General features: G+C 36.4%; 26 protein-coding genes and 3 pseudogenes. 8 read left to right on the top strand and 21 right to left on the bottom strand.

Features of this window, described 5'->3' with window-relative positions; translation table 11 throughout:
* Positions 1–350 precede the first annotated feature (350 nt).
* Entirely contained in the window at positions 351–488 is a 138-nt protein-coding gene (locus NYE65_RS14530) for a hypothetical protein (RefSeq protein WP_328097986.1), read from the bottom strand.
* Entirely contained in the window at positions 488–1,339 is an 852-nt protein-coding gene (locus NYE65_RS14525; protein WP_328177454.1) for an SDR family NAD(P)-dependent oxidoreductase, read from the bottom strand. Before NYE65_RS14525 ends, NYE65_RS14530 begins: the two co-directional genes overlap by 1 nt.
* A 291-nt stretch (positions 1,340–1,630) precedes the next feature.
* Between NYE65_RS14525 and NYE65_RS14520 the strand changes: the two genes are divergently transcribed.
* Positions 1,631–2,281 (top strand): TetR/AcrR family transcriptional regulator, encoded by a 651-nt coding sequence (locus tag NYE65_RS14520; protein ID WP_328177453.1) that lies wholly within the window; start codon positions 1,631–1,633, stop codon positions 2,279–2,281.
* A 271-nt stretch (positions 2,282–2,552) separates the two neighbouring features.
* On the opposite strand, the gene NYE65_RS14515 is transcribed toward NYE65_RS14520, so the two are convergent.
* The 3 genes from NYE65_RS14515 to NYE65_RS14505 all read right to left on the bottom strand — a co-directional run bounded on the left by NYE65_RS14515 (position 2,553) and on the right by NYE65_RS14505 (position 4,309).
* Positions 2,553–2,738 (bottom strand): hypothetical protein, encoded by a 186-nt coding sequence (locus NYE65_RS14515; RefSeq protein WP_034306238.1) that lies wholly within the window; start codon positions 2,736–2,738, stop codon positions 2,553–2,555.
* A 488-nt stretch (positions 2,739–3,226) separates the two neighbouring features.
* On the bottom strand, positions 3,227–3,562 hold the full coding sequence (locus NYE65_RS14510; protein WP_340862130.1) for an SDR family oxidoreductase: 336 nt from the start codon (positions 3,560–3,562) through the stop codon (positions 3,227–3,229).
* A gap of 297 nt (positions 3,563–3,859) precedes the next feature.
* Positions 3,860–4,309, bottom strand: coding sequence for a CBO0543 family protein (locus tag NYE65_RS14505; RefSeq protein WP_328177452.1), 450 nt, complete (start codon positions 4,307–4,309; stop codon positions 3,860–3,862).
* A gap of 507 nt (positions 4,310–4,816) precedes the next feature.
* Between NYE65_RS14505 and NYE65_RS14500 the strand changes: the two genes are divergently transcribed.
* Entirely contained in the window at positions 4,817–6,202 is a 1,386-nt protein-coding gene (locus NYE65_RS14500) for a cytochrome P450 (RefSeq protein WP_340861124.1), read from the top strand.
* 730 nt (positions 6,203–6,932) lie between these two features.
* Here NYE65_RS14500 and NYE65_RS14495 read toward each other — a convergent pair.
* The 4 genes and pseudogenes from NYE65_RS14495 to NYE65_RS14480 all read right to left on the bottom strand — a co-directional run.
* On the bottom strand, positions 6,933–7,367 hold the full coding sequence (locus NYE65_RS14495) for a CoxG family protein (RefSeq protein ID WP_225989259.1): 435 nt from the start codon (positions 7,365–7,367) through the stop codon (positions 6,933–6,935).
* Between the two features lie 803 nt (positions 7,368–8,170).
* On the bottom strand, positions 8,171–8,320 hold the full coding sequence (locus NYE65_RS14490) for a hypothetical protein (protein ID WP_034306261.1): 150 nt from the start codon (positions 8,318–8,320) through the stop codon (positions 8,171–8,173).
* A 677-nt stretch (positions 8,321–8,997) separates the two neighbouring features.
* Positions 8,998–9,495 carry an LURP-one-related/scramblase family protein gene (locus tag NYE65_RS14485; protein WP_340861123.1) on the bottom strand — a complete coding sequence of 166 codons (498 nt, stop codon included), beginning with the start codon at positions 9,493–9,495 and terminating at the stop codon, positions 8,998–9,000.
* 86 nt (positions 9,496–9,581) lie between these two features.
* Positions 9,582–9,878 (bottom strand): annotated as a pseudogene (locus NYE65_RS14480) (penicillin-binding protein); the annotation flags it as partial.
* 3 nt (positions 9,879–9,881) lie between these two features.
* On the opposite strand from NYE65_RS14480, the pseudogene NYE65_RS14475 reads away from it, so the two are divergent.
* Together NYE65_RS14475 and brnQ are read left to right on the top strand one after the other, a co-directional pair.
* A pseudogene (locus tag NYE65_RS14475) lies at positions 9,882–10,563 on the top strand (response regulator transcription factor); the annotation flags it as partial.
* Between the two features lie 1,150 nt (positions 10,564–11,713).
* Complete coding sequence (gene brnQ / locus NYE65_RS14470) at positions 11,714–13,078, top strand: branched-chain amino acid transport system II carrier protein (protein WP_328177449.1); 1,365 nt, start codon at positions 11,714–11,716, stop codon at positions 13,076–13,078.
* A gap of 742 nt (positions 13,079–13,820) precedes the next feature.
* Here brnQ and NYE65_RS14465 read toward each other — a convergent pair.
* Positions 13,821–14,123: a hypothetical protein gene (locus NYE65_RS14465; RefSeq protein ID WP_340861121.1), complete on the bottom strand. Its 303-nt coding sequence runs from the start codon at positions 14,121–14,123 to the stop codon at positions 13,821–13,823.
* A 239-nt stretch (positions 14,124–14,362) separates the two neighbouring features.
* Between NYE65_RS14465 and NYE65_RS27255 the strand changes: the two are divergent.
* Together NYE65_RS27255 and NYE65_RS14460 are read left to right on the top strand one after the other, a co-directional pair.
* Positions 14,363–14,451: pseudogene (locus NYE65_RS27255) on the top strand (carboxypeptidase); the annotation flags it as partial.
* A 90-nt stretch (positions 14,452–14,541) separates the two neighbouring features.
* Positions 14,542–15,081, top strand: a complete 540-nt coding sequence (locus NYE65_RS14460; protein WP_340861120.1) for a VanZ family protein — start codon at positions 14,542–14,544, stop codon at positions 15,079–15,081.
* A gap of 244 nt (positions 15,082–15,325) precedes the next feature.
* Here the strand turns inward: NYE65_RS14460 and NYE65_RS14455 are convergent, their stop codons facing one another.
* The 11 genes from NYE65_RS14455 to NYE65_RS14405 form a co-directional block, all read right to left on the bottom strand.
* Positions 15,326–15,550, bottom strand: a complete 225-nt coding sequence (locus tag NYE65_RS14455) for a helix-turn-helix domain-containing protein (protein WP_328177447.1) — start codon at positions 15,548–15,550, stop codon at positions 15,326–15,328.
* A 10-nt stretch (positions 15,551–15,560) separates the two neighbouring features.
* Complete coding sequence (locus NYE65_RS14450) at positions 15,561–16,052, bottom strand: DUF2975 domain-containing protein (protein ID WP_063595403.1); 492 nt, start codon at positions 16,050–16,052, stop codon at positions 15,561–15,563.
* Between the two features lie 108 nt (positions 16,053–16,160).
* On the bottom strand, positions 16,161–16,286 hold the full coding sequence (locus tag NYE65_RS14445; RefSeq protein ID WP_328177446.1) for a hypothetical protein: 126 nt from the start codon (positions 16,284–16,286) through the stop codon (positions 16,161–16,163).
* Positions 16,287–16,420: 134 nt separating this feature from the next.
* Positions 16,421–17,242, bottom strand: coding sequence for a nickel import ATP-binding protein NikE (nikE, locus tag NYE65_RS14440; RefSeq protein ID WP_328177445.1), 822 nt, complete (start codon positions 17,240–17,242; stop codon positions 16,421–16,423).
* Between the two features lie 33 nt (positions 17,243–17,275).
* Complete coding sequence (nikD, locus tag NYE65_RS14435; protein ID WP_098186328.1) at positions 17,276–18,103, bottom strand: nickel import ATP-binding protein NikD; 828 nt, start codon at positions 18,101–18,103, stop codon at positions 17,276–17,278.
* 18 nt (positions 18,104–18,121) lie between these two features.
* On the bottom strand, positions 18,122–18,952 hold the full coding sequence (gene nikC / locus NYE65_RS14430) for a nickel ABC transporter permease subunit NikC (protein ID WP_106028493.1): 831 nt from the start codon (positions 18,950–18,952) through the stop codon (positions 18,122–18,124).
* Complete coding sequence (nikB, locus tag NYE65_RS14425) at positions 18,949–19,893, bottom strand: nickel ABC transporter permease subunit NikB (protein WP_328177444.1); 945 nt, start codon at positions 19,891–19,893, stop codon at positions 18,949–18,951. The genes nikC and nikB overlap by 4 nt, the downstream gene beginning before the upstream one ends.
* Positions 19,894–19,910: 17 nt before the next feature.
* Positions 19,911–21,536 (bottom strand): nickel ABC transporter substrate-binding protein, encoded by a 1,626-nt coding sequence (gene nikA, locus NYE65_RS14420; RefSeq protein WP_328177443.1) that lies wholly within the window; start codon positions 21,534–21,536, stop codon positions 19,911–19,913.
* Between the two features lie 824 nt (positions 21,537–22,360).
* Positions 22,361–22,579 carry a hypothetical protein gene (locus NYE65_RS14415; protein WP_340861119.1) on the bottom strand — a complete coding sequence of 73 codons (219 nt, stop codon included), beginning with the start codon at positions 22,577–22,579 and terminating at the stop codon, positions 22,361–22,363.
* A 153-nt stretch (positions 22,580–22,732) separates the two neighbouring features.
* Positions 22,733–22,930 (bottom strand): hypothetical protein, encoded by a 198-nt coding sequence (locus tag NYE65_RS14410; protein WP_268563552.1) that lies wholly within the window; start codon positions 22,928–22,930, stop codon positions 22,733–22,735.
* Complete coding sequence (locus NYE65_RS14405) at positions 22,930–23,157, bottom strand: DUF2642 domain-containing protein (RefSeq protein WP_098865398.1); 228 nt, start codon at positions 23,155–23,157, stop codon at positions 22,930–22,932. The genes NYE65_RS14410 and NYE65_RS14405 overlap by 1 nt, the downstream gene beginning before the upstream one ends.
* Positions 23,158–23,341: 184 nt before the next feature.
* Here NYE65_RS14405 and NYE65_RS14400 point away from each other — a divergent pair, with 184 nt between their 5' ends.
* Entirely contained in the window at positions 23,342–24,043 is a 702-nt protein-coding gene (locus NYE65_RS14400; protein ID WP_328177441.1) for a glycosyltransferase family 2 protein, read from the top strand.
* The gene (locus NYE65_RS14395; RefSeq protein ID WP_340861118.1) at positions 24,040–25,170 is read left to right on the top strand and encodes a glycosyltransferase; all 1,131 of its coding nucleotides are present in this window, start codon (positions 24,040–24,042) and stop codon (positions 25,168–25,170) included. Before NYE65_RS14400 ends, NYE65_RS14395 begins: the two co-directional genes overlap by 4 nt.
* Positions 25,171–25,172 lie beyond the last annotated feature (2 nt).

Genomic DNA, 25,172 nt, shown 5'->3' with positions numbered 1-25,172 from the left:
TCATTACACAATGTTAAAATTTATGAAATCACTGTATGAGTGATAGAGTTTGAAAGACAATCTAATAACTTATTTTATCTCTCAATTATCTGGCCCAATTGCTGAACAGAGGTTAAACATCACTCTCTAACTATCCTGCCCCGTTCGTACAATTGGTTACTCGATGTACTTCCACCTCTTTATCCTACTATTAATTCAATCAAACTCCACCCTCTTTCGAGGTGTAGCTTTTAAATAAAGTTTAATCAAAGATATCTCGCAAACCCACATTTTACGATAAATAAAAAGAATCTATTTTGAAAAAAGATTGATCAAAATAGATTACTATTCAGAATATTCCAGTTCAAGTTTTATAAAATATTTTTATCAATTTCAGTGTATCTAAAGTTTATTCTGCCTTCTCGAATTGAATGTGCCAGCTTTCCATGACTTTCCCGGATGGGTTGATGGACAGAAGCATTAGCTGAAATATTTGCCGATTTAGCCATCAGTGCACCTCCTCGATCATCCATTCTGCAAGATCGGACGGACCGGCCGACTTCTTATTGTTGGCGGAGCCGTCGCGTGGACGAAGCATGCCGCCAACGAGACGAAGTCCCTGTTTCCTCGTCATGAATCGTCCGATCTGCGTACCTATATAATTCTGTGTACCCGGAACGACATACAGTTTCCCGTCCTTCAATGCCCGAAGCGCAACTTCCACTACCCGCTCCGGTGTGTCTTTCTTACCGATGGCGGCTTCTTCCGCGCCTACGACGTTAAAGAAGCCGGTGTCCGTCGCTCCTGGACAAAGCGTGAAAAATTGGACGCCACTGTTGCGGTTTTCCCACCACAAGGCTTGGGTAAACGACAAGACGAAGGCTTTCGTTGCTCCGTATACGGCCATATAGGGAAGGGGCTGAAATCCGGCGGTCGATGCGACATTGATAACGGCCCCGGAGTTTCTACACAACATATCCGGCAGGAACAAGTGCGTCATATCTACAACAGCGGCAACATTGAGCATGACTTCCTCATGCTGGCGCACGCCTGACACTTGTTCAAACAAACCGTGCGTGGCAAAGCCGGCGTTGTTGACTAGCAATTCGATCTCTAAATTCAGAAGTTGACATTGCCGATATAACTCGCCTGGCGCGCCCTCTTTGCCAAGATCGGTAGGAATCACCTCGACCTTGACGCCGTATTTCTTTCTAATCTCCGATGCCAGGTTCTCCAGCTTGTTTTTCGATCGGGCTACGAGTACAAGGTCACCACCCTCTTTGGCCAATTGTCGGGCGAATTGCTCTCCGATGCCGGATGAAGCTCCCGTGACAAGCGCCCAATTTCCTTTTATGTTCATTGTGCAACTCTCCTATCCACTTTTTTATAATTAGGAAACAGTGTTACTTTTTTCTTAAAAATAATTCCTGACTCTCTTAAGAGTCAAGAATTATGATACCTTTCGGTAACACTGTTTCTAATTGAAATCATTGTAACTAAGCTTTTTAAGAAAGTCAACATCGTTTTTGGAATCGTTGGTTTTTGGCATCCCTTGCAACATTGACAACGCTCCGACAATTATATTAAAATTCCTGTTAAGAGCTGGAAACATTGTTTCTTATTAAAAATGTATTAATTGAGGGTGATATCGATGACAGACCAAAATAATTCCTTCGATGCAAATACGAAAAAGTTGGAAACGTATCAGGAGGCTCGCTTGAAAAATATTGAAAATCTTCGAAAGCTCGTCGTCGATGCTGCGGCAACGATTTTGTACGATGAGGGTCCTGAAGCTGTGACGGTGCGTAAAGTTGCGCAGAAGATGAATTGCTCAACCAAAATCATATACAACCTGTTTGTCAATAAAGATGGACTGGCTCAGCAGCTTTATCTCGACGGCTGCAAGCTTCTCGCCAACGAATTCGAGAGAACGCCGCGCGCTGACGATTCGATGCAGCAGTTGTTTAATTTAGGTGAAACCTTCTGGCAATTCGGACAGCGATACTCCGGTTATTACAAGCTGATGTTCGGAGGAGCCTTCGCGGATTTCAAACCAGACGAGGAGAGCATACACGGCACCGTAACAGCCATGCGGCAATTGTTGACGGTAATTGGTAATGCGCAAGAGCAGGGACTGATTACCGGTCCGTATGACACGGAAACCGTCGTCCGTATCTTCTGGGCGTCGCTCCACGGTGTTATCCATCTTTACATGTGCGGACATTTTGGTGATGTGCAGTCCGCACATGCCGTTTACGAGCAAACGTTGTCTTTGGTTGTCGGTTCGTTATTTTCGAGTTGAGGCTTCTAGAGAGGGAAAAGCACCTTAGGGTGTCTTTTCTTTATTTTTTAACACGTCGCAACTTTATTTCAAAACGACACGAGGGTATTTTTTTAATACAAGCAACCTTGATAAATGAATAAATAGAAAGGGCATGTTTTGAAAAAGATTAATCAAAACATGCCCTTATACTATTTAATTGGATTCTTCTTTTATAAAAAAGATTGAACATTTTTATGTTCCTTATTCGCTGGTGTATCAGTTATAATAAACTCCAAGATTTTACCGATTTTCATTTAGTACGCTCACGGGAAAACCAATACTTTGTTTTGATATTTCGATAAGTCCCAATGTCTTTGATCAGCTCGGCAATAAGATCATAACCGCAATATGTGTGCCTCAGCGTGCTAAATTCATCCAATGTGACATAATCATCACTCTTTAATTCAACGTGACACTCTCCACAACAAATCCCCATATCCAACACCTCCAAAAAGTATATTAATATATTCGTCGAAACTTGGTGGCCATCCTTCTTTCGTACAAAAAACAGGTCTATTGACGGTCCTTTAATGTTTGTTAGTTTTTCAAAATTATCTATACCTATTTATAAAAAATCTTAATAAATAAAGGAGAGTACCTATTAGCCATGTATAATAGGTACTCTCCTTTTTTCTTTTAGTGAACTAACGCAACCGTTAGTTTAAGTACAATGCTTCACAAACTTAAAATTTAATCTCTTTTTTAATTTTATTAATGAATTAATTTCCATTTAAACATTAAACGTTCAAATAAAAGTATATTGTTCAGAGGAAGCATGTTATCTAATCACGTACAATGGGAATAAGTCCTATTGCAAATGTATCTGCATATAGCATTTTCTCAACCTTTCATTATTTGCAAAGTATAAGGTAATAAAAAAGCAGCCCCCAAAAAAGTGGGGCTGCCTCATTACAAAAGTTTCTTTTAGAGTTCTTGAATGGTTGGACGAACAATCATCTCATTAATCGCTACATCTGATGGTTGTTCGATTGCAAATCCAATGGCACGAGCAATGCTTGCAGGTTCGATTCCAATTTTAGTATCTTCCACAATGGCAGATTTCAATTCTGGATCTGAAATAGTTTCAAGCAATTCTGTAGTAATAGTTCCAGGCGAAATAATCGTTGTACGAATATTGTTGCTAGCCTCTTCTATACGGAGACCTTCAGTGATAGCACGTACAGCAAACTTTGTACCGCTATAAACTGAGCTCGCAGGGAAGACTAAATGACCAGCGATAGAGGAAACGTTAAGTTTAATACTTAGAGTATGCTCTAAGTCAAGAAGTTTTAATTCTTCTGCATATGATGATTAACGATCTTTTAGATTTATTTCGTTAAAAAAATTTTAAAAAGGAGACATAAAGAGTAGAATAAAAAAAGTCACTTATTTGACTTCGTTATTTTCAAATAAAAAAGCAAACTCGCCGCAGTTTTGGCGAGTTTGCTTTTTTATAGCTATCACGTTCCTTATGCAACTAGACTGCCCCGTTAGTGTTCAACAAGGGTATTTTTTTCTAAAGTAGGATAATGCTTTTATGTAGAATTAAAGGACCCTTCATTTAAATAAAATCAATTTTCGGACTAATTTGTAATAACCATAAAGTATTAAATATGCCATCAGATAACTGACCGAAGACCAATATATATTCCATTCATTCCGGTATTCTAATTTACCTAATAATACAATTAAACTTTCCAAAAAACTTGTTCCTAAGGTATAGACTAAAAAAGTAATTAGAGTAGACATTTTTTTATAATGAATGCTACAAATAAATAAACAGCACAGTATAGGATAAAGACCTAGATTATAGGGAATTGAGGGTAACGATAAATCTTTAAAATCTTTATCCATCTCCCAAAAATAGTTAAATCCAATATCATTTATTAAAGTGGCTACAGCCACACCAATAGGAAAAAAAGTAATAAAAAGCCTTGTCTGATTTCTAAACAAATAAACCCCTAGGACCCAAGGGAGTATAAACCCAACAATAATATGAAAAAGCATATTTTACCCCTTTTAAATCTTTATATAATTATCCTGTCCATTTAGTTGTAGATGAAAACAACACAATCACTAATTAGAGAGGGGCTTATTTAGTGGAAATTTATGAAGATCGCATAACAAATAGTAATTCTTTAACTTCGGATTCAAATCCTTCTTCAACTAACCTGCCCCGATAGTTGCATAAGAAAATGGAGCTGTTTCCAACCCCATATTTGTTAGTTCAACAAGATAATAACTTTTGTAAGGTAGTTCCATACATACCTGCTTTCATTAGTAAAAGAAAGTGACAACCAGGGATGGGTGCCTTTACAATTTCATAAACACTTTGATTTCGTTTATTAATAGTATTCCTTTATACACACTTATAATTTCATTCAAATTGATTAACTTTCTTTTAAAAAAATATTGTATTTGTTAGTCTTCTTATTAACAACTTGTCCAAACCAATCAATACTTTCCTCATAGAATGAATACAAGTAATTATACCGAAATGGAGGAAACAACCCAATGAGTGACACAAATTTTTCAAATGATTCTCCAGGCCCAAAAGGAAAATTAATTACTGGCCATTCAAAGGAGTTTATTTCAGATACACTTGGCTTTCTTACCCGTTTAGCAAAAGAATATGGAGAAGTTGCTAAAATTCGTTTTGGACCTTTCCATAATGTTTACCTTATTTCAAATTCAGATTTAATTAAGCAGGTACTTGTAACAAAACAAAAATCCTTCTTGAAATCAAAGGACTTCTCTGCTTTAAAACCAGTACTCGGAGAAGGCCTTCTTACAAGTGAAAAAGAAATTCACATGCGCCAAAGAAGGCTTATTCAACCCTCTTTCAAAAAGTCTCATATTAGCAATTATGGTCAGGATATGATTGATATAACAATGGACTATATTTCCACTTGGAAAAACAGAGAAGAAAGGATTATTACGGAGGATATGATGAGCCTTGCACTGGGTATTATCAGCAAGACCATGTTCAGCATGAACCTCAAAGAAGGATATGGCATGCTCGGGGAACCTATAGAAGCCTTCATGAGAATGGCCGTTAAAAGAATGCGAACACTTCAAATGCCACTATGGGTTCCAACTAAAAACAACCGTGAATATAAAATTGCGAAACAGAGACTTGATAAGGTGATTTATAGCTTTATTGAAAAACGTAGAACAGAGGCAGAGAGACATGAGGATATGCTTGGGATTCTAATGGATGCTCGAGATGATGAGGATGGCTTAGCAATGACAGACAAGCAGTTACGTGATGAGTTAATGACCATTTTCCTTGCCGGTCACGAAACAACAGCAAATGTGCTTTCCTGGACCTTATACTTGCTTTCCCAACACCCTGATGTGGAAACTAAACTTTTCAATGAAATAGATAGCGTAATCGGCAACCGTAATCTAACAACTGGCGATTTTATGAAATTAACATTCACACAAAATGTTATCTATGAATCAATGCGCATATACCCGCCTGCCTATATCATACAACGGGAAGTGGCGGAGGATGTGGTAATTGGAGGGTATCTTTTTAAAAAAGGCGATATGATCCTGTTGAGTCAGTATGTGATGCACCACAAGCCTGAGTATTTTGATAATCCAGATTCCTTTAAACCTGAGCGATTTGAAAACAACTTTATGAAAACCCTACCTCCGTTCGCTTACTTTCCATTTGGCGGTGGTCCGAGAGTTTGTATCGGTAATCATTTTGCAGTGATGGAAGCTGTGCTTGTCCTAGCATGCATTGCTCAACGATATCGAATAAGGCTGGCGCCTGACCATCATGAAGTAAAGCCACTTCCGTCTATTACACTCAGACCGAAGCGTGGATTGCGCATGGTAGTCGAAGATAGAAATATAGGAGGTTTCCAACCAGAAGCTTCTGAAATTTAAATGAATATAAGTTGTATTAATGAACAAAATTGTCACTCTACACCTAAGGTAGATCCCCCCTTTAGTTCCATAAAAAAGACTGCAGCATCAACCCTATTTTTTGAAGTAAACCAGCTAATAGGATGTCAATATCTTTCTCTGAAATTTTCATTTCCCTTATGATATACTATTTTTGGCCATGCCAGTAATAAAACCCAATAACAAAGATACGATAGGAATAATTATATACTGTGGCCCAAAAATAAAGGATGCTAGACCTAATAATAGAGTTAGCATCCCATAAGATTTTGTCCTTTTATAGTATTTAAATGCACAATATCCTCCGGGGTCCGACCTTCGTGTTCGTACTTAGTTATTATTCGTTTATGTATCCCTTGCACCATCACTTGAAAAATGATGTATATAAGAAAATTAAGCTTTCTATTATTGTGAATTATTGGTTTATCTTCATTTGTAAAAAAATTGCAGCACATCACCATACCCTCTTACAACTTCCCTTATATTAAAAAGCCAGTTTTCGCCCTGTAATTCAACTAACGCACCTGTTGGTTCATTAAGAAAAGCGATTCTGGAATATTGAAAAAAGGAGGCCATCCTTTTGGACAGCCCCATTTCCGCTAATTATAAAATTTCTAGTAGAGCTCATCATTATATTGGTTACTTCAGAATGTTACCATCTATACTTCAGAGAAGGTATCTCCAAAATGAATTGGCTTTCAATCTTTGAAAACTATGAGAATACTGCAATTTTACGTGCGATAGATTCTGTTAAACGAGATGCTACTTTTGGAACAGCCCATTTAATAATTGGTGTTAACACCGCACCAGATAATCCACCTGCATGGATTTCCACCGTACAAGTCATTATTGTTTTACCATTAACATCTTCTGCAGTAAAGTGACCGCTTCCTGTAAAATTATCTGATAAACCTTTTAGTTCAAACTTAATGTTTGAAGGTTCATTCCATTCGGTAATATCTACCTGCGCTTGTATTGTTTTTTTAATACCTTTCACACTACCTTCAAATGTCCAAATAGATTGCTTGTCATTTATGATTTCATGTTCTTTATAGGCTGGTACTGTCGTTGCCCATTTTTCGAGATCACTGACATAATCCCAAACTGCTTGTACATCCACTGGAACTACTACAGTATGCGTTCCCATTGCCACTATGATCCCCACCTTCACTATGTATGAATTGTAACTTTTCATTTCTACAAAATAATTATTACATAAAAAAGCATAAACTTACATCTCTAATTATACATAGCTTTCCTTATTCTAATCCTCCAATTATTTTCAGAATCAAAATTTTCCAATCCTACAACATCCGGCCCTTTAATGGAATAACAGGACAAGCGTTTTTAACCGACCTTAATGTCACTTAACAGTATTCCTTATTGAACTATCCTGCTCCGTTAGTTCTATAAGGAATACCTTAAAGAATTCCGTATAGACCCAAAACAACACACATTAATCCTCCGAAAATAAATAAAACTTTAAGAAACCAATAATTAACTGTTTGTGGTAAGGGCGTTATATATTTGATGTGTTCAAAAAACTTGCTATTATCAAACCGAAAACGAGTCGTATAAATCAAACCAGTCCAGGTTGCGATAATGCCAAATATAGTTGTAAATATAGACCAAAAAAAGTCTTTGTCCACTCTATTAACCCCACCTAACTTAACCTCTAAATTCCATAAGAAAACAAAGATTTAAGAAGCATCCTAAGCCTAGTGAGTATCCAAATGATTAAAAATTTCTGCTGGAGATTACTGGTGTATCCAAAGTAACGGCTGCTCTATTGAATTTTCAGTGAAGAATGGATATCTGATGACGAGTTTTTTGTTACCGAATCTGAAATTTATGGAATGGAATAATAATAAACTGTGTCATCAATTGAAATAAGAACTTCGAATAAAAAAAACATAGGGAGATTTTAGTCTTCCTATGTTTTAAATCATATTATTTATCTGTTTGTTTTTGCTTCTTTTTCAAATACTCCGCACGGATTTTTTCAAGTTGCTGCTTTTTATCAAATTTGGCAGGCATATGTTTTTCATGAAACTTTGTCACAGCTACCTTACCTTTGGTATCCAATTGATATTTTCCCACTTTGTTCACCTACTTTTCTTGTCTTTTAAAGAGAATCTATTCAACCAATATAATATACCTTATTTTACTGAAGTAAACCTTATTACTTTTTTAGTGTACCGCTAACTTTGCATATATCAGTAAAAACATTAAAAACTTAGTAAAATAATTCATCGCCAAATGGTATTCATTTCATTGTTATAATTAACATAAAATGCTTTTACATTCTGCATAAGCCTCAATAATTCTATTTCTTGTTTGTTCAGCTCTTTTCTAAATATCCAATCGTTCGGTAAATAAGGTTTAAAATATTAAAACAATCTATGTCTACTCCATCTTTAAATGGTTCATAATGCTAATAACCATTACGATCTCCATGATTTCAAATTTAGGTTTCTGAGGAGAAATATTGTTAGTCCTTTTCTACTTGTTTAACATCCCCAATATTTTTCTCCAAAAAATCACCCTTTATTAACTTTTATCCTAATTAAATGACAAGGCCATGTGGTGGAAAAAGGTAAAACCTTGTTGAACGAACAGGTGTGTTAGCTGAAGATAGTTCACCGTACCTGTTCAAGTCCTGATTTCACAAAAGCTGCCATCCTTTTCTTTTTCTTATGGAACTAAAGGAGCAGGTTAGTTGAACAAGGTAATATTTGGATTAAGATAGATATAAGTAGAAATTTTACACTTCTATTTTAAATCGAAGCTGCTGAGGAAGCAGCTGCTTGATCAGCCTTCACACAATCAATTGCAACAACAAGTGCCGTAATAATCGTTTCCATCTCTTCATCTATTATTTGAACCTTGTAGCTATCGCCCCAAGTGAACCACTCCTTGCACACTTTACCTACGATTTGACCATGCTGTAAAACTTGAAAATCCATATCCCACCAATTGCCATGTACTTCAATGCCTGCCGCATCAATTGTATATCGTGCTTTTAAGAAGGAAAATTCCTTCTTTAATGTTAATACCTCTCGGCCATTCACCTCAACCAAAAACTTTGGTAAAAAGCTGAACACCTTTTTCGTAATGAGTGCTACTTCATCTCTTGCTGTATTCATAATGGAGAAATTCTTTGGAACTTGCATAAAACTTCCTTCCACGTAATATATATCCTTCTCCTGCTGATCCTTTACTGTAAATTTCCCACTAAGACTGAATACCTTCTGTTTAATATAAAGCTGCCTCATACTAATGCCTCCCAACCTTAAGCCTTTACATTACTTACGATTAAAATGGGCATTGGTTCCAATCTTATGCATTAAATTCCAAATAAATACACGTCTTTACTCATCATAATGGCATCATTATTGTAAGACATGAAAAATGCGGTTATCTGTTCAGGAACCAAAACCATCAAAGAAGAATATCCCGGCATATTCCCTCCCTTTAATGCCACGTGTTGACCGTTAGCAAAATCATTGAAATACGTTTCAAATCCAACTGTCGCAATAGGAATCGTCTTATCTGCGAAAAATTGGTAGGCATGCATCATATCCATGCTTCTTTTACTTACGATTTCTTTACCTCCAAACTTTCCATTCTTTAGCTGTTTAATCATGTACTTTGACATGGTGTGTTACCTAAACTGGAGCAATTATCCAACGAACGAATCCGCTTGTGTATCGTCGATGTTCATTCGTTTATTCGAGAAAGTCTCTATACAATCTTGGATGAACAGAAGGACTTGCAGGTAGTGGGCATGGCTGAAGATGGAGAGCAAGCTGTAGAATTGTGTGGAAGGCTGAATCCAGATTTGGTATTAATGGATTTGGAGATGCCCAATCAGGATGGGATTCGTGCCACCAAAATAATCAAGGATAAATGGCCTGACATTCGTGTCCTCATCCTGTCAACGTTTCAGGATATAGAAAGGACGAAGGAAATCATACGAAGCGGCGCTGACGGCTATCTGCTAAAATCCATAGAGTCACGTGAACTAGCTGAATCGATTCGCCTCGTCTATCGGGGAGCCACTATGATTGACCAAGATTTGTTCCATAGAATGTGGGATGGAAATGATGAGGCAGAGCCAGCCGGATTGAAGTTAGATGGAAAAGAGTATGGCTTAACGAAACGCGAACTAGAGGTTTTGAATCTTTTGTCTCAAGGAATTCGTTATAAAACAATTGCCTTCGGAACTTTACTTATCAAACGGCACTGTAAGAAATTACGCTTCCACTCTCTATGATAAATTGGGAGTCAAAAATCGAGAAGAAGCCGTGCAAAAGGCAAGAGATACAGGATTACTTTCATAAGAGGGATTACTTTCATCTTCTAGGGGTGTGTGAACGTTCAAGGTTTCAGGGGACCACATGTCAAAAATATGTGTTATAAGCGATTTAATAGCTTCTATAAATAAAATATTTAAGTAATTCATGATTAATTTTCAATGAATCATATAAAGACAATCATATAAAACCCAACATAACCGATCTTATTTTGGGTTTTATAATGTAGCATAAGAAAAAGCGATCCTTCTTATAAAGAATTGCACACATTTGAATTAAGTATTTGGATTACGGTCATAAACTCCTCGATTCATCTGCTTTTAGCCTATAGACCAGGTCGAAATAATCCTCTTCTGAAAGGGAACCTTTGGTTCTCCACTTATGCATTACTTTATAGTGAACTTGCAAAATAGTTTTCCAAATCCCTTCTTGGAAACCCTGTTTCTTTGCCATTTCAGCAATAGAAAGACCTTCTTTCCAGTATTGGTCATATTCCTTCTGATTAACTTTTAGCTAATTATAGATTGATTTATAATCATAGTGGACTTTATAAACTACTTTCCCTTCTTTTTTATTATTTTCTTCCGTTTGAACACTTTGTGATAAAGTTAGATACATTGAAAATAAAAAAAGTACACTTTTCAAGGTTACCTTTAACACCGATATAAAACCTTCCCTTATATAGTTCATTATTTATTGTGTCGGGTTCTATTTATTTTATGTCCCTTATTTGAATTGAATAGCCTTCTGCAACTAACCTGCCATAGTCCGTAATCCACTTTATACCTCCTAATGACAACTTTATTTCTTGTTTTTTCCTCCTTTTTATCCTTTAAAGAGTAAGCAGTATATATTACAATATATTAATATCAATAAAATGGTATTTCAGTTAATAATTACACACCACTAGGGAGCTAAGGGGAATTCCCTGTAATTCACACCGATTATCATTTAATCGTTATCATGGTAGTAATAATTCTTCTTGTCGTTAAAATTTTAAAGAACCTATTGCATATTAAATAAGGCCACCCAAAAGGAGAAACTTAAAATTTATTTTGAAATTAATTTTTATCTAGTCATAATACGATAAAATCTTATGTATTTAGTTTATGAATAATTTTTTGAAAATTACTTTTTTTCAAAAAGTGAAATTTAGTTATTTCATGGAGGGTTTAATTTGCCTACTAAAGTACCATTTTCATTTATAGTAGTTATTGGTTTAATGTTATTTGCTCTATTTTTTGGGGCAGGAAATTTAATTTTTCCACCAATGCTTGGTCAATCAGCAGGAATGAATATCTGGTCAGCAAATGCAGGGTTTTTAATAACAGGAGTCGGCCTACCGTTACTTGGTGTGTTAGCACTTGGTTTTTCGGGGAAAGATGATTTACAGTCGTTAGCAAGTCGGGTGCATCCTGTATTTGGTATTGTATTCACAACCGTTCTTTATTTAGCCATTGGTCCTTTATTTGCTTTGCCTAGATCAGGGAACGTTTCTTTTGAAATCGGTGTAAAACCTTTTTTGTCCGAAAATTCAGGCTCTACACCTTTACTTATTTTTACACTCATCTTTTTTAGCATTACGTGCCTTTTTTCGATCAATCCCGCGAGAGTTGTCGGAATTGTCGGGAAAATACTAACACCAATCAAGATAACGTTCATTGGAATCCTAGTAGTAGTTGCTTTTAAACATCCAATCGGAGATTTTCAAGCACCTATTAAGAATTATTCAGTTCAACCATTTTTTAATGGATTTAGAGAAGGTTATTTAACAATGGATACGCTTGCATCTTTTGTTTTTGGCATCATCATCATTAATGCCATTAAAGAAAAAGGTGCAAAAACAAAAAAACAAATTATGGTTGTTTGTACAAAAGCAACTGGAATTGCTGCTTTTTTCCTAGCAACCATGTATTCAGCTCTTTCTTATATGGGTGCTTCAAGTGTAGAAAAACTTGGACACCTGGAAAATGGAGGTACCATCTTAGCAAAAGTCTCGGATTATTATTTTGGAGCTTATGGCGGGATATTATTAGGGTTAATGATTACAGTTGCTTGTTTAACAACAAGCGTAGGACTTGTTACATCTTGTTCTTCATTCTTCCATAAACTATTTCCAAAGGTATCTTACAAAACAATTGCTATTAGTTTATCTATTTTTAGTGCAATAGTTGCCAATATTGGGCTAACACAGTTAATTGCAGTTTCAATTCCTCTCCTAACAGCTATTTATCCATTAGCTATTGTATTAATTTTCTTAACATTTTTTCATTCTTTATTTAAAGGGAAAGCTGAAGTGTATCAAGGAAGCTTACTTTTAACATTTATCATTAGTTTATTTGATGGATTAAACCGAGCTGGTATACGCTTTTCATCCATTAATAATTTCTTTCATGAAATTCTTCCTCTGTATGATGTAGGACTAGGGTGGATTACCCCAGCAATTGTTGGAGGATTTATAGGGTTTAGCAGTAGCATAATACGAGTGAAATTCGGTCTTAATCATCCAACTAGAATAGTTAAAAGAAAAAAAATTTCTTAAAAAATGTCAACCCTTTTTTCTATTTGTTGACATTTTAATCGAACAGCACCTGTTCGTTCTATAAGGGGTAGCGTCAGGAAAATGCAGATTTACAACGTTAAGGAAATTTCGATATTAAAAAGCCCAATTTCTCAGCATTAAAATTGAGAAATTGGGCTTTTTTCGTTATTCAACTAACCTGCCCCGATAGTTCCATTAGAAAAAAGCTGCCTAATTTTTTTAAGTAACTTTATTAATTTCAAAGTGGATAATAGTTGATTTGCATACGTTAAGATCGTTTCATATAGGGTCTAATTGATACTTTGATTTTGGAAAACCTATCAGTACTGATATTAGCCTGGATTGAGTTTAAATGCATCAGTACTATAAACGAACGTTTTTGATAAGTAGCAACAACCCACTGATCTATTCGAGGCGTTTTAGACTGTACCGAAACCGTGCTAAACCCCTTAAAATGGGAGTCTAGTAGAAGCTTGAAATTCGATCATTTGTAAGTGGCTTCATTCTTTTCTTTAAATCGTTTAACAAAAAAGCTAAATAAAATGCTCGTAAATAAATAATATAACCCTAAAATTGATAAAGAATCAGTTAAAACCAACCATAGATCATTACCTTGAATAACAAATCTCCATAAAAAAATGCTAATCATAAAAATTATTGGGATTAATAGATAATACCCCAAAAAGTATAAGATTTCCTTTGCCATTGTAATCACCCTTTTCAGACATATAATATCTTATGGTCAAACTATACTATAAAGTTCTTTATTTAAAATTGAATCATTCATTTCAACCGTATTAATAGCCCAAGGGCCTACACCCTCTAGACATCTAGTTCCATACCAAGTAAGATTAGCAGCTAAACCAATTGCATTTCCACCTATACCAATTTTAATTAATAGCTTGGCTGCTTCTTTATACGCCTTTTTCTGTAAATAAGCCCATAAGCCTCCAGTCATAGCTACTTCAATAAGGATAAGGGCTACTCCAAAATGGTTTCCTTTCCTTTTAAATGGTCTCTCCATTTTATAAAAAAGTTTAATCAAAACTCACTTAGAAATCTTTGATTGAAAAGATAAAGTATCACAACTTTATACAAGACCTCGCATCTATCTTCAAACATCGCAATTTTATTTCATAGACACAATTACCAATGGCGGATTTCTAACAAGAGTAATAATAAAATCCAAGTAAAAATTTAAGAAAAATTTAATATTTACCCCACTTTTTATTTTAAAAGTTTTTCCTATCCTATATACAAGTTACTTTATGGAGGAGAATAAAAATGAAAAAGTGGGGATTTTATTGGTTTTTGCATTAGCTTTTATTCTTAAGATATTACCGGTATCCCAAGATAAAGTAGAGGATCAAATCTGAAAAATTTTCGGAGATGATAGCATAGTGTAAAGTAGGTTAAAGCATAGGTTATTAATTTGAAAATAAATTCCGGAATTGAGGATTTATATGGAAAAATCAAAAAAACAATCAAAAAAAATAACTGCTGGCTTGTTGGCCGTATATTTATTTGCATTAACATGGATTATAGTCTTTAAAATGCAATTTTCATTCCAAGGCTTGCCGGATTTTAGGGAAATCAACTTAATCCCTTTTGCTGGTTCAGCTAATGTTAATAACCAAATAGATTTTAATGAAATAATCTATAATGTACTTGCATTTATCCCATTTGGAATTTATATCAATATGCTAAAACCAAATTGGTCTTTCTTGAAAAGGATTACAGTAATAGCAGGAGTTAGTTTGTTATTTGAAGGATTACAATTCATCTTTGCTATAGGAGCTAGCGATATAACTGACTTTATGGGAAATACATTAGGTGGAATTATTGGAGTTGGAGTTTATATTGTATTTTATAAGCTGTTCAGTACTAAAGCTACTAAAATCCTTAATGTTTTAGCTTCAATCGGAACGATTTGCATTGTTGCATTATTGCTGTTATTAATATATCTCAGAATTAGTGGCGTTATTATTTATAAAGTTTCCTAAGTAATTGGAGAATTGCTGTTCATGAAAACTAACAGAGGGTTTACAGCAGATTCATTATTTATAAAACAAGAATGACAAATATCACAAGCCACCTATTTTGGATGGCTTTTTTAAATTCTATTTCTCTAAAAACAGAAAAACAATCTGGCCCAATAGTTGAAGAAAGGTCAAAGAGCACTATTCAACTATCCCACCCCGTTAGTTCCATAAGAAAAAGGCTGCCGCAGCAGCCTACCTAAATGATTTATTCTCCTTGAGTTCCCTCTTCACTTTTGTATTCCAAAAGATCTCCCGGCTGACAGTCCAAAGCCTTACAAATCGCTTCTAACGTGGATAGTCGAATCGCTTTTGCCTTTCCATTTTTCAATATAGAAAGGTTAGCCATCGTTATTCCAACCCTTTCCGAAAGTTCCGTTACGCTCATTTTCCTTTTAGCCATCATCACATCAATATTGATTATTATTGCCATGTTATTCACCTCAGACTATTAAGTCATTCTCTGATTTTATATCGATAGCTTCTTGTAAAAGTCTTTGAAGGACAGCCGCAAAGACAGCAATCACCATGGGGGCAAAAATCATGACCATTCCGATTAGTACGAGACCCGGTGCGTCATCTACCTCCGCCATGATATAGACGAATGGCAGGGCCACCATATACAAGCCACTGATTATGATGGCACATTTTTTGATTTTCTTTAGAGCTCTTACGGATAATTCCGAGAAAGCTTGATTCTTGTCAATATAGCTTAATAGGTTAAACGATTGATACAAAGCGAAGTAAAAGGGGATTGCCGACACATACATAACCATTAATAGGCCATATACCATATAAGCCAAATCTGAACCTCTTTCTGCTGCTTCATTTGCTTCATTCGCTATCTGAGGCAACAAAAATAGACACAAAGCAAGAACCGGAATGCCGATAAAAATGACAGCTACCTTTAAAAAGAGTGTTGAACTTCGTTTCATGAAAAGCACCTCATTTATTTATTGTCAATTTGAATTTAACACGTTTTTTATTGTTTTACAATAAAATATTATTGAATTAAATTACATTATTATTGTTTATACATTTATTCAGACAAAAGAAAAAGCATTCCCCATTCCAGCGAAATGCTCGATAGCTTGTGCAACCAACTTCCCCTTTAGTGGCATAAACAAAAGGAGCTGCCAAATGGCAGCAAGATATTCAACGTTAGTCATAATAACGAAACGCCCAAATCGCTAAATCGTAAAAAATGAATAACCAGTATAAAGTATGCTATTGCAACTCCTCAAATATGAGATAAACAAGGGCCTCGATTTTCAAACGGAAACCGGCAAAGATATATTCTAAACTAGGACTTGTTAATCCTCATTGGAAGAGAACGAAAACGCGGATGCTCAGCGAGTATAGAACATCTCATCTGTTTAACGACAGGATGTTCTGACGAAAAAAACTGATCTTTTGAATTGTAATGCTCGATTAATTCCCCTTTTTCCAGTACACCCAAAGTATCAGAGATTGAATAAGCCGCTTTAATATCATGTGTAATAAAAAGATAAGATAAGCCGAAGTCTTTTTTCAACTCACTTAATAATTCTAAAATCAGTGTTTGATTAACCATATCCAGACTGCTTACGGATTCATCCAAGACGATTAACAGTGGCTTAAGAGAGATTGCTCTAGCAATATTAATTCTTTGCAATTGTCCACCGCTAAATTGGTGTGGGTATTTTTTTAAATCCTTTTCACTTAGGCCCACTCTTTCCAATAACTCAATAACCGTTCTTTTTTGTTCGGCTACGGTTAGTTTTTCATAGTTTTCCAATGGCTCGCCTATAATACTTTCGGCGGTCATTCGTGGATTGACAGCTGAATATGAATCCTGAAAGACGACTTGTAGATCTCTTCGTATCTTTTGCCGTGTAAGCTTATCAGCGGTATAGATATCATGCCCTTGAAACAGAACCTGTCCTTGCTGTGGACGTTCTAAGCCAAGGATCACTTTTCCTAATGTACTTTTTCCAGCTCCACTCGTGCCAAGCAGCCCTAAACATGTTCCTTCGTCAATGGAGAGGGAAATGTCAGTGAGTACTTTTTTAGAAGGCTCTTTCCATTTTAAAAACGTATGAGCATTATAGCTATGAGTTACTGCTTTTACTTGTAATAAACTCATTTGTTCACCCCTCAAAAAAATACAGTCCATATATCACAACATATGGGTGATAGGCTCTTCATGTTTAATGCTAAGGCGGGCATTTAGCAGTTTCTTTGTGTATTCATGCTGCGGATTATCAAATAGTTCATACACATTTGCTGTTTCTACAATTCTGCCATGTTGCATAACGACTACATCATCTGCCATTTCAGAAATGACGCCAAGATCATGAGAAATGAGTAAAATGGATGTTCCATATTCAGAACGGATTTTATCCAAGTGGCGAAGTACCTGTAATTGGTTATGTACGTCGAGTGCAGTCGTCGGCTCATCAGCAATAATAACGGAAGGCTGTAAACATGCAGCCATCGCAATCATCACGCGTTGAAGCATACCTCCACTCAGTTGAAAAGGATAGCTTTTTAATAGTTTCGCGGGATTTGGCAGGTTTACATTTTGCATCGCTTCGATGGCAAGCTCTTTTGCTTGTTTTTTATTCAATGCGGTATGAGACCTAATCGTTTCGACAAATTGATTGCCAATTGTAAAAACAGGCGTAAATGAATTCATCGGATTTTGCATAATAAAGGCAATATCCTTGCCGCGAATTCCACGTATTTCTTTATCGTCCAAACCATTTAATTCTCGTCCTTGAAGGGTAATGCTCCCTTCAATTGTAGTTGTTTTCCGATCAAGAAGCTGTAGAATGGACATACTCGTAACGGTTTTGCCACTTCCACTTTCCCCAACAAGGCCCAATACCTTCCCTTTTTCCAGTTCGAAATTAATGTCCTGAACGAGGGTGGAAGCACCTTCCTTTGTTTGTACTTTTACATGTAGATCACTCACTGTTAATACATTCGACCGTTCTGTTCTCAATCTTCTCATTCCTTTTTATTAACGACGTTTGACTCCAAAACGTTCTGATAGCGCTTCGCCTAATAAATTGAAGGTGACGACAACAAGCATAATCATCAAACCTGGATATAGCATTAATTCTGGATTCGTCCGAATATAGGATTTCCCTTCATGAATCATTGCTCCCCATTCAGGTGTAGGAGGTTGCACGCCCAAACCTAGAAACGACATGGCCGATATATCCATGATGGCCCAACCCATTTCTAATGTACCCATAACAGCGAGCGGAGGAAGAACATTTGGAATAATATGTTTCTTTATTATCTTCCATTGAGAAGAACCGCTTATTTTAGCTGCCGCTATATAGTTTTGTTCTTTTAGACTAAGTACCATTCCTCGGAAAATTCTCGCATAATACACCCATTGCACAAGCATCAATGCTATGATGACCTGTTTAAGGCCAGGTCCCAATATACCAACAAGTCCAAGAATGAGCAAGAGGTTCGGAAATGCCATAACACCATCACACAGTCTCATTAGCATCTGGTCCACCCATCCGCCTTTATAACCGGCAATGGTTCCGACAATCAAACCGATGCCTAAAGATGAAATAAAGATTAATGTAGCAAATCCTAACGAAATGCGAGCTCCATATAAGATGCGTGATAACGTACATCTTCCTAAATGATCCGTTCCCAATGGATACTCAAAGGAAGATGGCTGTAGTTTATTAGCTAAATTGACAGCAATAGGATCATTAGGTGCAATCCAAGGAGCCAAGATGGTGATGATAAATAGGAAGCTTAATATTATTGAACAAAGGACAATCACTTTCTGACTTTTCATCATAATACGAAGACTTGTTATCATTGACGTTGCCCTCCTTTTCTGGAGATGCGTGGGTCGATACACATTTGGATTAGGTCAACAATCAAGTTGCTAAAAATGAATAGTCCCGCAGCTAAAAGCACATAGCATTGAATGACAGGAATATCACGATTAAAAATAGCTTCAATGAAATAACGACCGAATCCTGGCCAGGAAAAGACCGCTTCGACGATAATGGTTCCCGTCAGCAGCTTTCCTAAATTCATCCCCAGTCCAGTAATCATGGGGGATATGGCTATTCTCAATACATGTTTTCCCATAATGACTTTTTCATGAATCCCTCTTGTGCGAGCAAAAAGGACATAAGGTTCCTGTAAATTTTCAAGAACGCTAGCACGTAATAGTCGAGTATACAAAGCTATTAATGGCAAAGCTAAAGTAACGGAAGGAAGAACCAGATGTTGCCAAGTCCCGATTCCTTCGACAGGAAATAGGTCGAGTTTAACAGAAAAGAAAAAAATCAATAAATAACCAAGCCAAAAAGAAGGGATGGACGCCCCGAAAAAAGAGAGAAGGCGACTAAAATGGTCAATACCACTGTTTTTCTTTATGCCTGCCAAAAACCCAAGAGGGACACTGACCAGGATAGCTAATATGATGCTACCTAAAGCTAACTGAATGGTCGCTGGCATTCGATAGGTTACCTCTTCCCAAACAGGTTTATTCGAAAGATAAGATATGCCAAAATCAAATTGGCATATCTTAATAATAGAATTTACATATTGAACATGGAGGGGTTGATCTAAGCCAAACTCATGTCTTTTCTGAGCCAATATCTCATCAGTAGATTGGATATGTGCTGCAGATAAATATGCCTCAGCTGGGTCCACTGGTGAAAGGTGAATCATTCCAAACGTAAGAAGAGTGGCCAAGAGAAAGATGGGAATAATGGCCATAATTCGTTTCAAGATATAAGTGCCCATGAAAACCCTCCTGTAACTTACTTCTCGATGCTAATTCCTGTGAATGGATGTTCATCCCGGTTAGCAGGGAATGTAAAATTAGATACATCTTTTTGGTAAACAGCTATTTTCTTAATATAAGAAATGGGCACAATCGCTCCTTGGTCTTGCAGTGATTCCAAAATAGTTGAGTAAAGTTCTTGACGTTCTTTTTCATCTGTTGTTCCAGGAACATCTGCAATTTGTTTTAACAACTCATCTCTGTTCGGATAAGATGAAATGGCTTCGTTAAAACCAAAGCCTTCTGAACCAACGACATTTACGAAAGTATGTGGATCATATGGAGCGCCATAGTTACTAAAGAAATTCAATTCAAAATCATTAGCTTTGAATCTTTCAATTTGTACCGTAAGCTCAACTCCAACGATATTCAATTTAACACCAAGTGCCGCCCACTCAGATTGTAATGTTTCGGCCATTGCTTTTTGAATCGATTCTGCAGAGTCGTACATTAACTCGATTTCAAGCGGCTTTCCGTCTTTCTCACGAACGTTTTTTCCTTTTGGAAGCTTCCATCCCGCTTCATCTAATAAAGCTTTTGCTTTTTCGACATTATAATCAATTGGTGTTACATCAATGTCTGAAGTATACGGGAAGTTTGTCGGTAAAATGAAATCTGCCTTCTCTTCCAAACCTGAAGTAACTCCGTCAACCATTGCTTTTTTATTAAATCCATATTGTAACGCTTGACGAACACGTAAATCTGAAAGTTGTTCTTTCTTCGTATTCATAACTAGTTGTCTTGTCGCAACCGGATCAGAAATACTAGTCTCATAGTTACCTGTTGTTTCTAATTGTTTGAAAGCATCCAGACTGATAGCACCTTCACCATAAATTAGGTCCAGGTCACCTTTTTCAAAAGCAAGAACACGGGTTTCCGCATCAGGAATGACCTTGACTTTGATTTTCTTAACTTTAGGGAGTTCACCCCAATAATTTTCATTGCGTTTGAAAATAGCATATTCATCTGCTTTATATTCTTCCAAAACCCATGGGCCTGTACCGACTGGTTTTGTAACACCTTTAGAAGTGTCACCATCTTTAGGGAATCCAGCATCACCTAAGAATCGGACTGGACGAACAACGGCTAACTCTTGAATAGTAGGATAATATGGCTCCTTTAATGTTAGTTTAAATGTGTTTTGGTCAATTACTTCCGTTTGATCGACTTTCGTAATAAAGCCTAACCAACTATGTAAATCAACATTTTTCAATATAGTATCAAAGTTCTTTTTCACAATTTCAGCATTAAAGGTTGTACCGTCAGAAAATTTCACATCTTGACGGAGGTTGAACGTATATTCCTTCCCATCCTTGGAAATTTCCCAAGATTCAGCTAAATGCGGTTTCAGCTTACCTCCATCTTGGTAGCTGACCAAAGGTTCATATATCATTGATGTAGCGAATAATTGAGAAGGATTATAGACATGCGGATTCATTTCACCTATATCCCTCGGCCAAGCCAAAGTAAGCATGTCTTTACTGTCTTTGTTTGAAGTTGAATTTTCTTTTGATTCATTTGTACATCCAAGTAAAAGCGTTGATAGAATTAAAACGATTGCCGATATAAATAACACTTTTTTGCTGTTTCTTCGTTTTGACATAACCATTGGTGCCCCCTGTACCATATTGAGAATTATTTTCAATTGTAATGAGTAACTATATTATTGTCAATATAATGTCGAAACTCTCAAAAAATATAATTATGTTTATAAGAAATCATATGTAGATACGTAGACCCCCAATATCCTTTTCAGCCATGAATGATGATGCTACTCCGAATATTTATACGTTCGCCCCCTTTTAAAACCCGTATTGTTCGTGAAAAGTTAGGAACCTGACCAAAATGAATTACATTCCGTTGAGGAAATAACCATCAATTCACCTGTTTTTTTTGATAACACATTCATCAATTGCAATCCTCTAAACCTTATAAGAGGATAAAGCTGATGATATTATTCTTATATAATTATTTGTGCGTAGAAGACATCGGAAGGTGGACATTAATCGTTGTATAGATTTGTGAATGTACCAAACGCTCTTGCTGAGAATGCCTAAACATATATGGTGTTATATGATTTTTTTCCTTTAAATTCTTGAATGATTATTATGATATTCCATCACGTTCCTGGACTTTCGCCAGCGGTTTATTAAAAACAAAGTTATGACCCGATTATATTCATCAATAAATCATTAATTCCTGGGAACCATCCATATTCCTTTTCCCTGTTTTCCAGCTGTTTTAGATATGTAAATTAGAAGTTAGGTCCATAAAGTAATACGTTTGAACAAAAAATATCGAAGAAAAGACCTCCCATAAGTTCAATGAACTTACGAAAGGTCTCCTCTATGGTGAAATAAGATTGATTCAAAAACTGAAAGTTAGCATTTCACTAAGCTCCATCTTACAAACCCCTATTTTACGGATTCAAGCGATGATTACTTCATGCCATCCATTCAATTGATAACTTAATAGGAAGTAACAAGGTATTAAATGTGTCCCCAGTAATGGAAAACAGAGTGCAGCTGCAAACAGTCCACACTCCCCCTCGTCTGGATTGCCAAACCAAATCAACAATGGCGATATACAAAAAAATGAGAAAATGTCAGTGACACATTCCCAGTCCTTCATCACCTTCCTTTTCACAATCAAATTTCCCTTCGGTTTCATCTGAAAAATGCAAGGTGAATCTTATATGAACCCCCCCACTAGTAAAGTTAGGACCAGGTTTTTATCTTATATACACATTGAGGTTTATGTGGGAAAGTAGGAAAGCTTATAGAAGGCATATCTTTTATTCTAAGCTTCAACTCTCACAAAATTAATGGAAACTATCGGTATAATGACAAGCCTTGTTTGATTTTCATACCCTGTTATTGATTCAACGATTTCAATCAAACCAGATTGGCTCTTCACCAATAGTCCTTCCACTAAAGTAGTGTCTGTCGCCACTTGTATATTGTGAGTGATTAGATTGTTCAGCACTTCATTAAACATTAAATTTCCTCCTCCTCAACGAGTGTTACCAGTTCTATACTTCTAATCGGGATGTATACTAAGCTATTGCCCGTTTCCCGCAATACGGCATAGTCATCCTTTACTTTAATCAATTGTCCTGTTACTCCCGAGAAATGTGTCGTGATGATAATATTTCTATTGACCAAACCTTTAAGGGACTCTTTTAATGACCGAAAATGCCCTAAGATTAAATCTGTATATAGCATGCTTTTCATCCTTTCCATGTTCTTAAACTTTTCTTGCACTCTAAAGGATATGCAGTAGACAAGTTATTGACACAACTAAATAGAATATTTTGAAGAAAGGTAGAATTACCAATTTATTTATTTTGCTTGATAAGTTTCACCTTTGATACCAATTTCACATATAGTATGTCCGAGGTGATGAAAAATGTTATACGAAAGATTTCCCGGGTTAGTAAGTGTGGTCATGACTTGTCATAATGTAGCCCCATATGTTGATGACTGTTTAAATAGTATACTTAACCAAACTTATAAGAATATAGAACTTATTATAGTAAATGATTATTCTACTGATCACACTGCTGAAATGATTGATAACTGGATCAAAAAAACCAATCCTTCATTCCCAGTTGTAGTGGTGGACCTACCCAGGAATGTTGGTTTTTCAGGGGCATTGAATATTGGGTATTATTTATCTTCTGGTGAGTATATTGCTGTACAGGATGGTGATGACCTATCTCATCCAAACCGGTTTGAACAACAAGTGAACTTCTTAAAAATGAATCCGGACCATGTTTTGATTGGGACAAACTATAAAGTCTTTGCAGATGGTGAATTTGAAAACCAGAATAATGTACACTGGCTTAAGTACGGTCAGGATATAAAGGAAATGTATTGGAATGGAGGGCATTGTATTTGTCATGGAACGATTTTATTCCGCGGTGTGATTTTTGATGAGTTAGGTGGCCCTACCAGAAGGATAAAGGGTGCTGAAGACTATGAATTTATTGCAAAATGTCTGAACTCCAATTACCAGATCGAAAATTTAAAAGAAGCACTCTATTATTATCGTCTCCATCCTATGCAGCGTTCCCGCGAATTTTTTGGGGAAGGCAGTAAAGAGATATGAGTGAATCTACCATGCGTGTTCTTATGACACTTGATGGAATTGATGTAGGCGGTACTGAGACACATGTTTTAAGTCTGGCTGAGGAAATGATAAATAAAGGCATAGGGATTGTCATCATAAGCAGGGGTGGTTCATTATTACAATCCTTCAGTCGATTACAATGTCCCATTTACCAAGTCCCATTCCCCTACTCTCTTCCAATTCCAGCGGATTTACAGGAGAAGTTATGTAAAGATATCAAACAAATTATCATGACTGAAAAAATAACACTTATTCATAGCCATCAAACTCCTTCAGCTTTCTTAACCTTCCAAGCAGCAAAAGAGCTTGGTATTCCTTCAATATTTACAGCGCATGGAACTTATTATCCAAAATCCGAACTATTGCGGGTACTGCCCCTGGCAAATAAAATCATCTGTGTAAGCCCGCCAATCCAGCTATTCATACAGCAGCTTACAGATCAACCGACAATAGTCATCCCTAACGGAATAGATACCACTCGATATTCCCCATCAGACTCCTTCGATCTGAAAGTCCAGCTTGGGATCCCAAAGGATTCATTTGTTCTTTTATACAGCAGCCGAATAGCATGGACAAAGGCAAACATCTGCATGATTTTTCTGAGAGCCTGTAAAGACTTAAAGCTTTCGGACATTCCCAATTTATATGTTGTAGTTGTTGGTGACGGCCCTCGATTTAAAGAAATAAAAGACATAACGGATACAATACATCGCTCATCAACAGATAACTTCATCAATTTAGTGGGTGAAAGACTTGATTTACAGCATTATTACTCATTGGCTGACTGTGTGGTTGGAACGGGCAGAGTCGCCCTGGAGGCTATGGCCTGCGGCAAACCTGTTATCGCGGCTGGAAGCCATGGATATTTCGGTCTAGTGGAAGAACATAATTTTGAAGATGCTTGGCATTGTTATTTTGGGGACCATGGCTCTCTTAAACCCTGCAGCCGCTATACAATGGCAAATGACATTCGGTCTTCACTATCTCCATCTGACCGTCTATTAAAGGCAGGGTCGGCTTCGCGTGAATGGATGTTAAAAAAGTTTAATATTAAATCCAGTGTAGCCAATCTGCTCGAGTGTTATAAAACTCTAATTAAGGGATGAGT

It is taken from the genome of Peribacillus sp. FSL R5-0717, from assembly GCF_038002945.1.
Taxonomy (GTDB): domain Bacteria; phylum Bacillota; class Bacilli; order Bacillales; family DSM-1321; genus Peribacillus; species Peribacillus frigoritolerans.
This window is presented reverse-complemented; position numbering and strand designations above follow the sequence as displayed.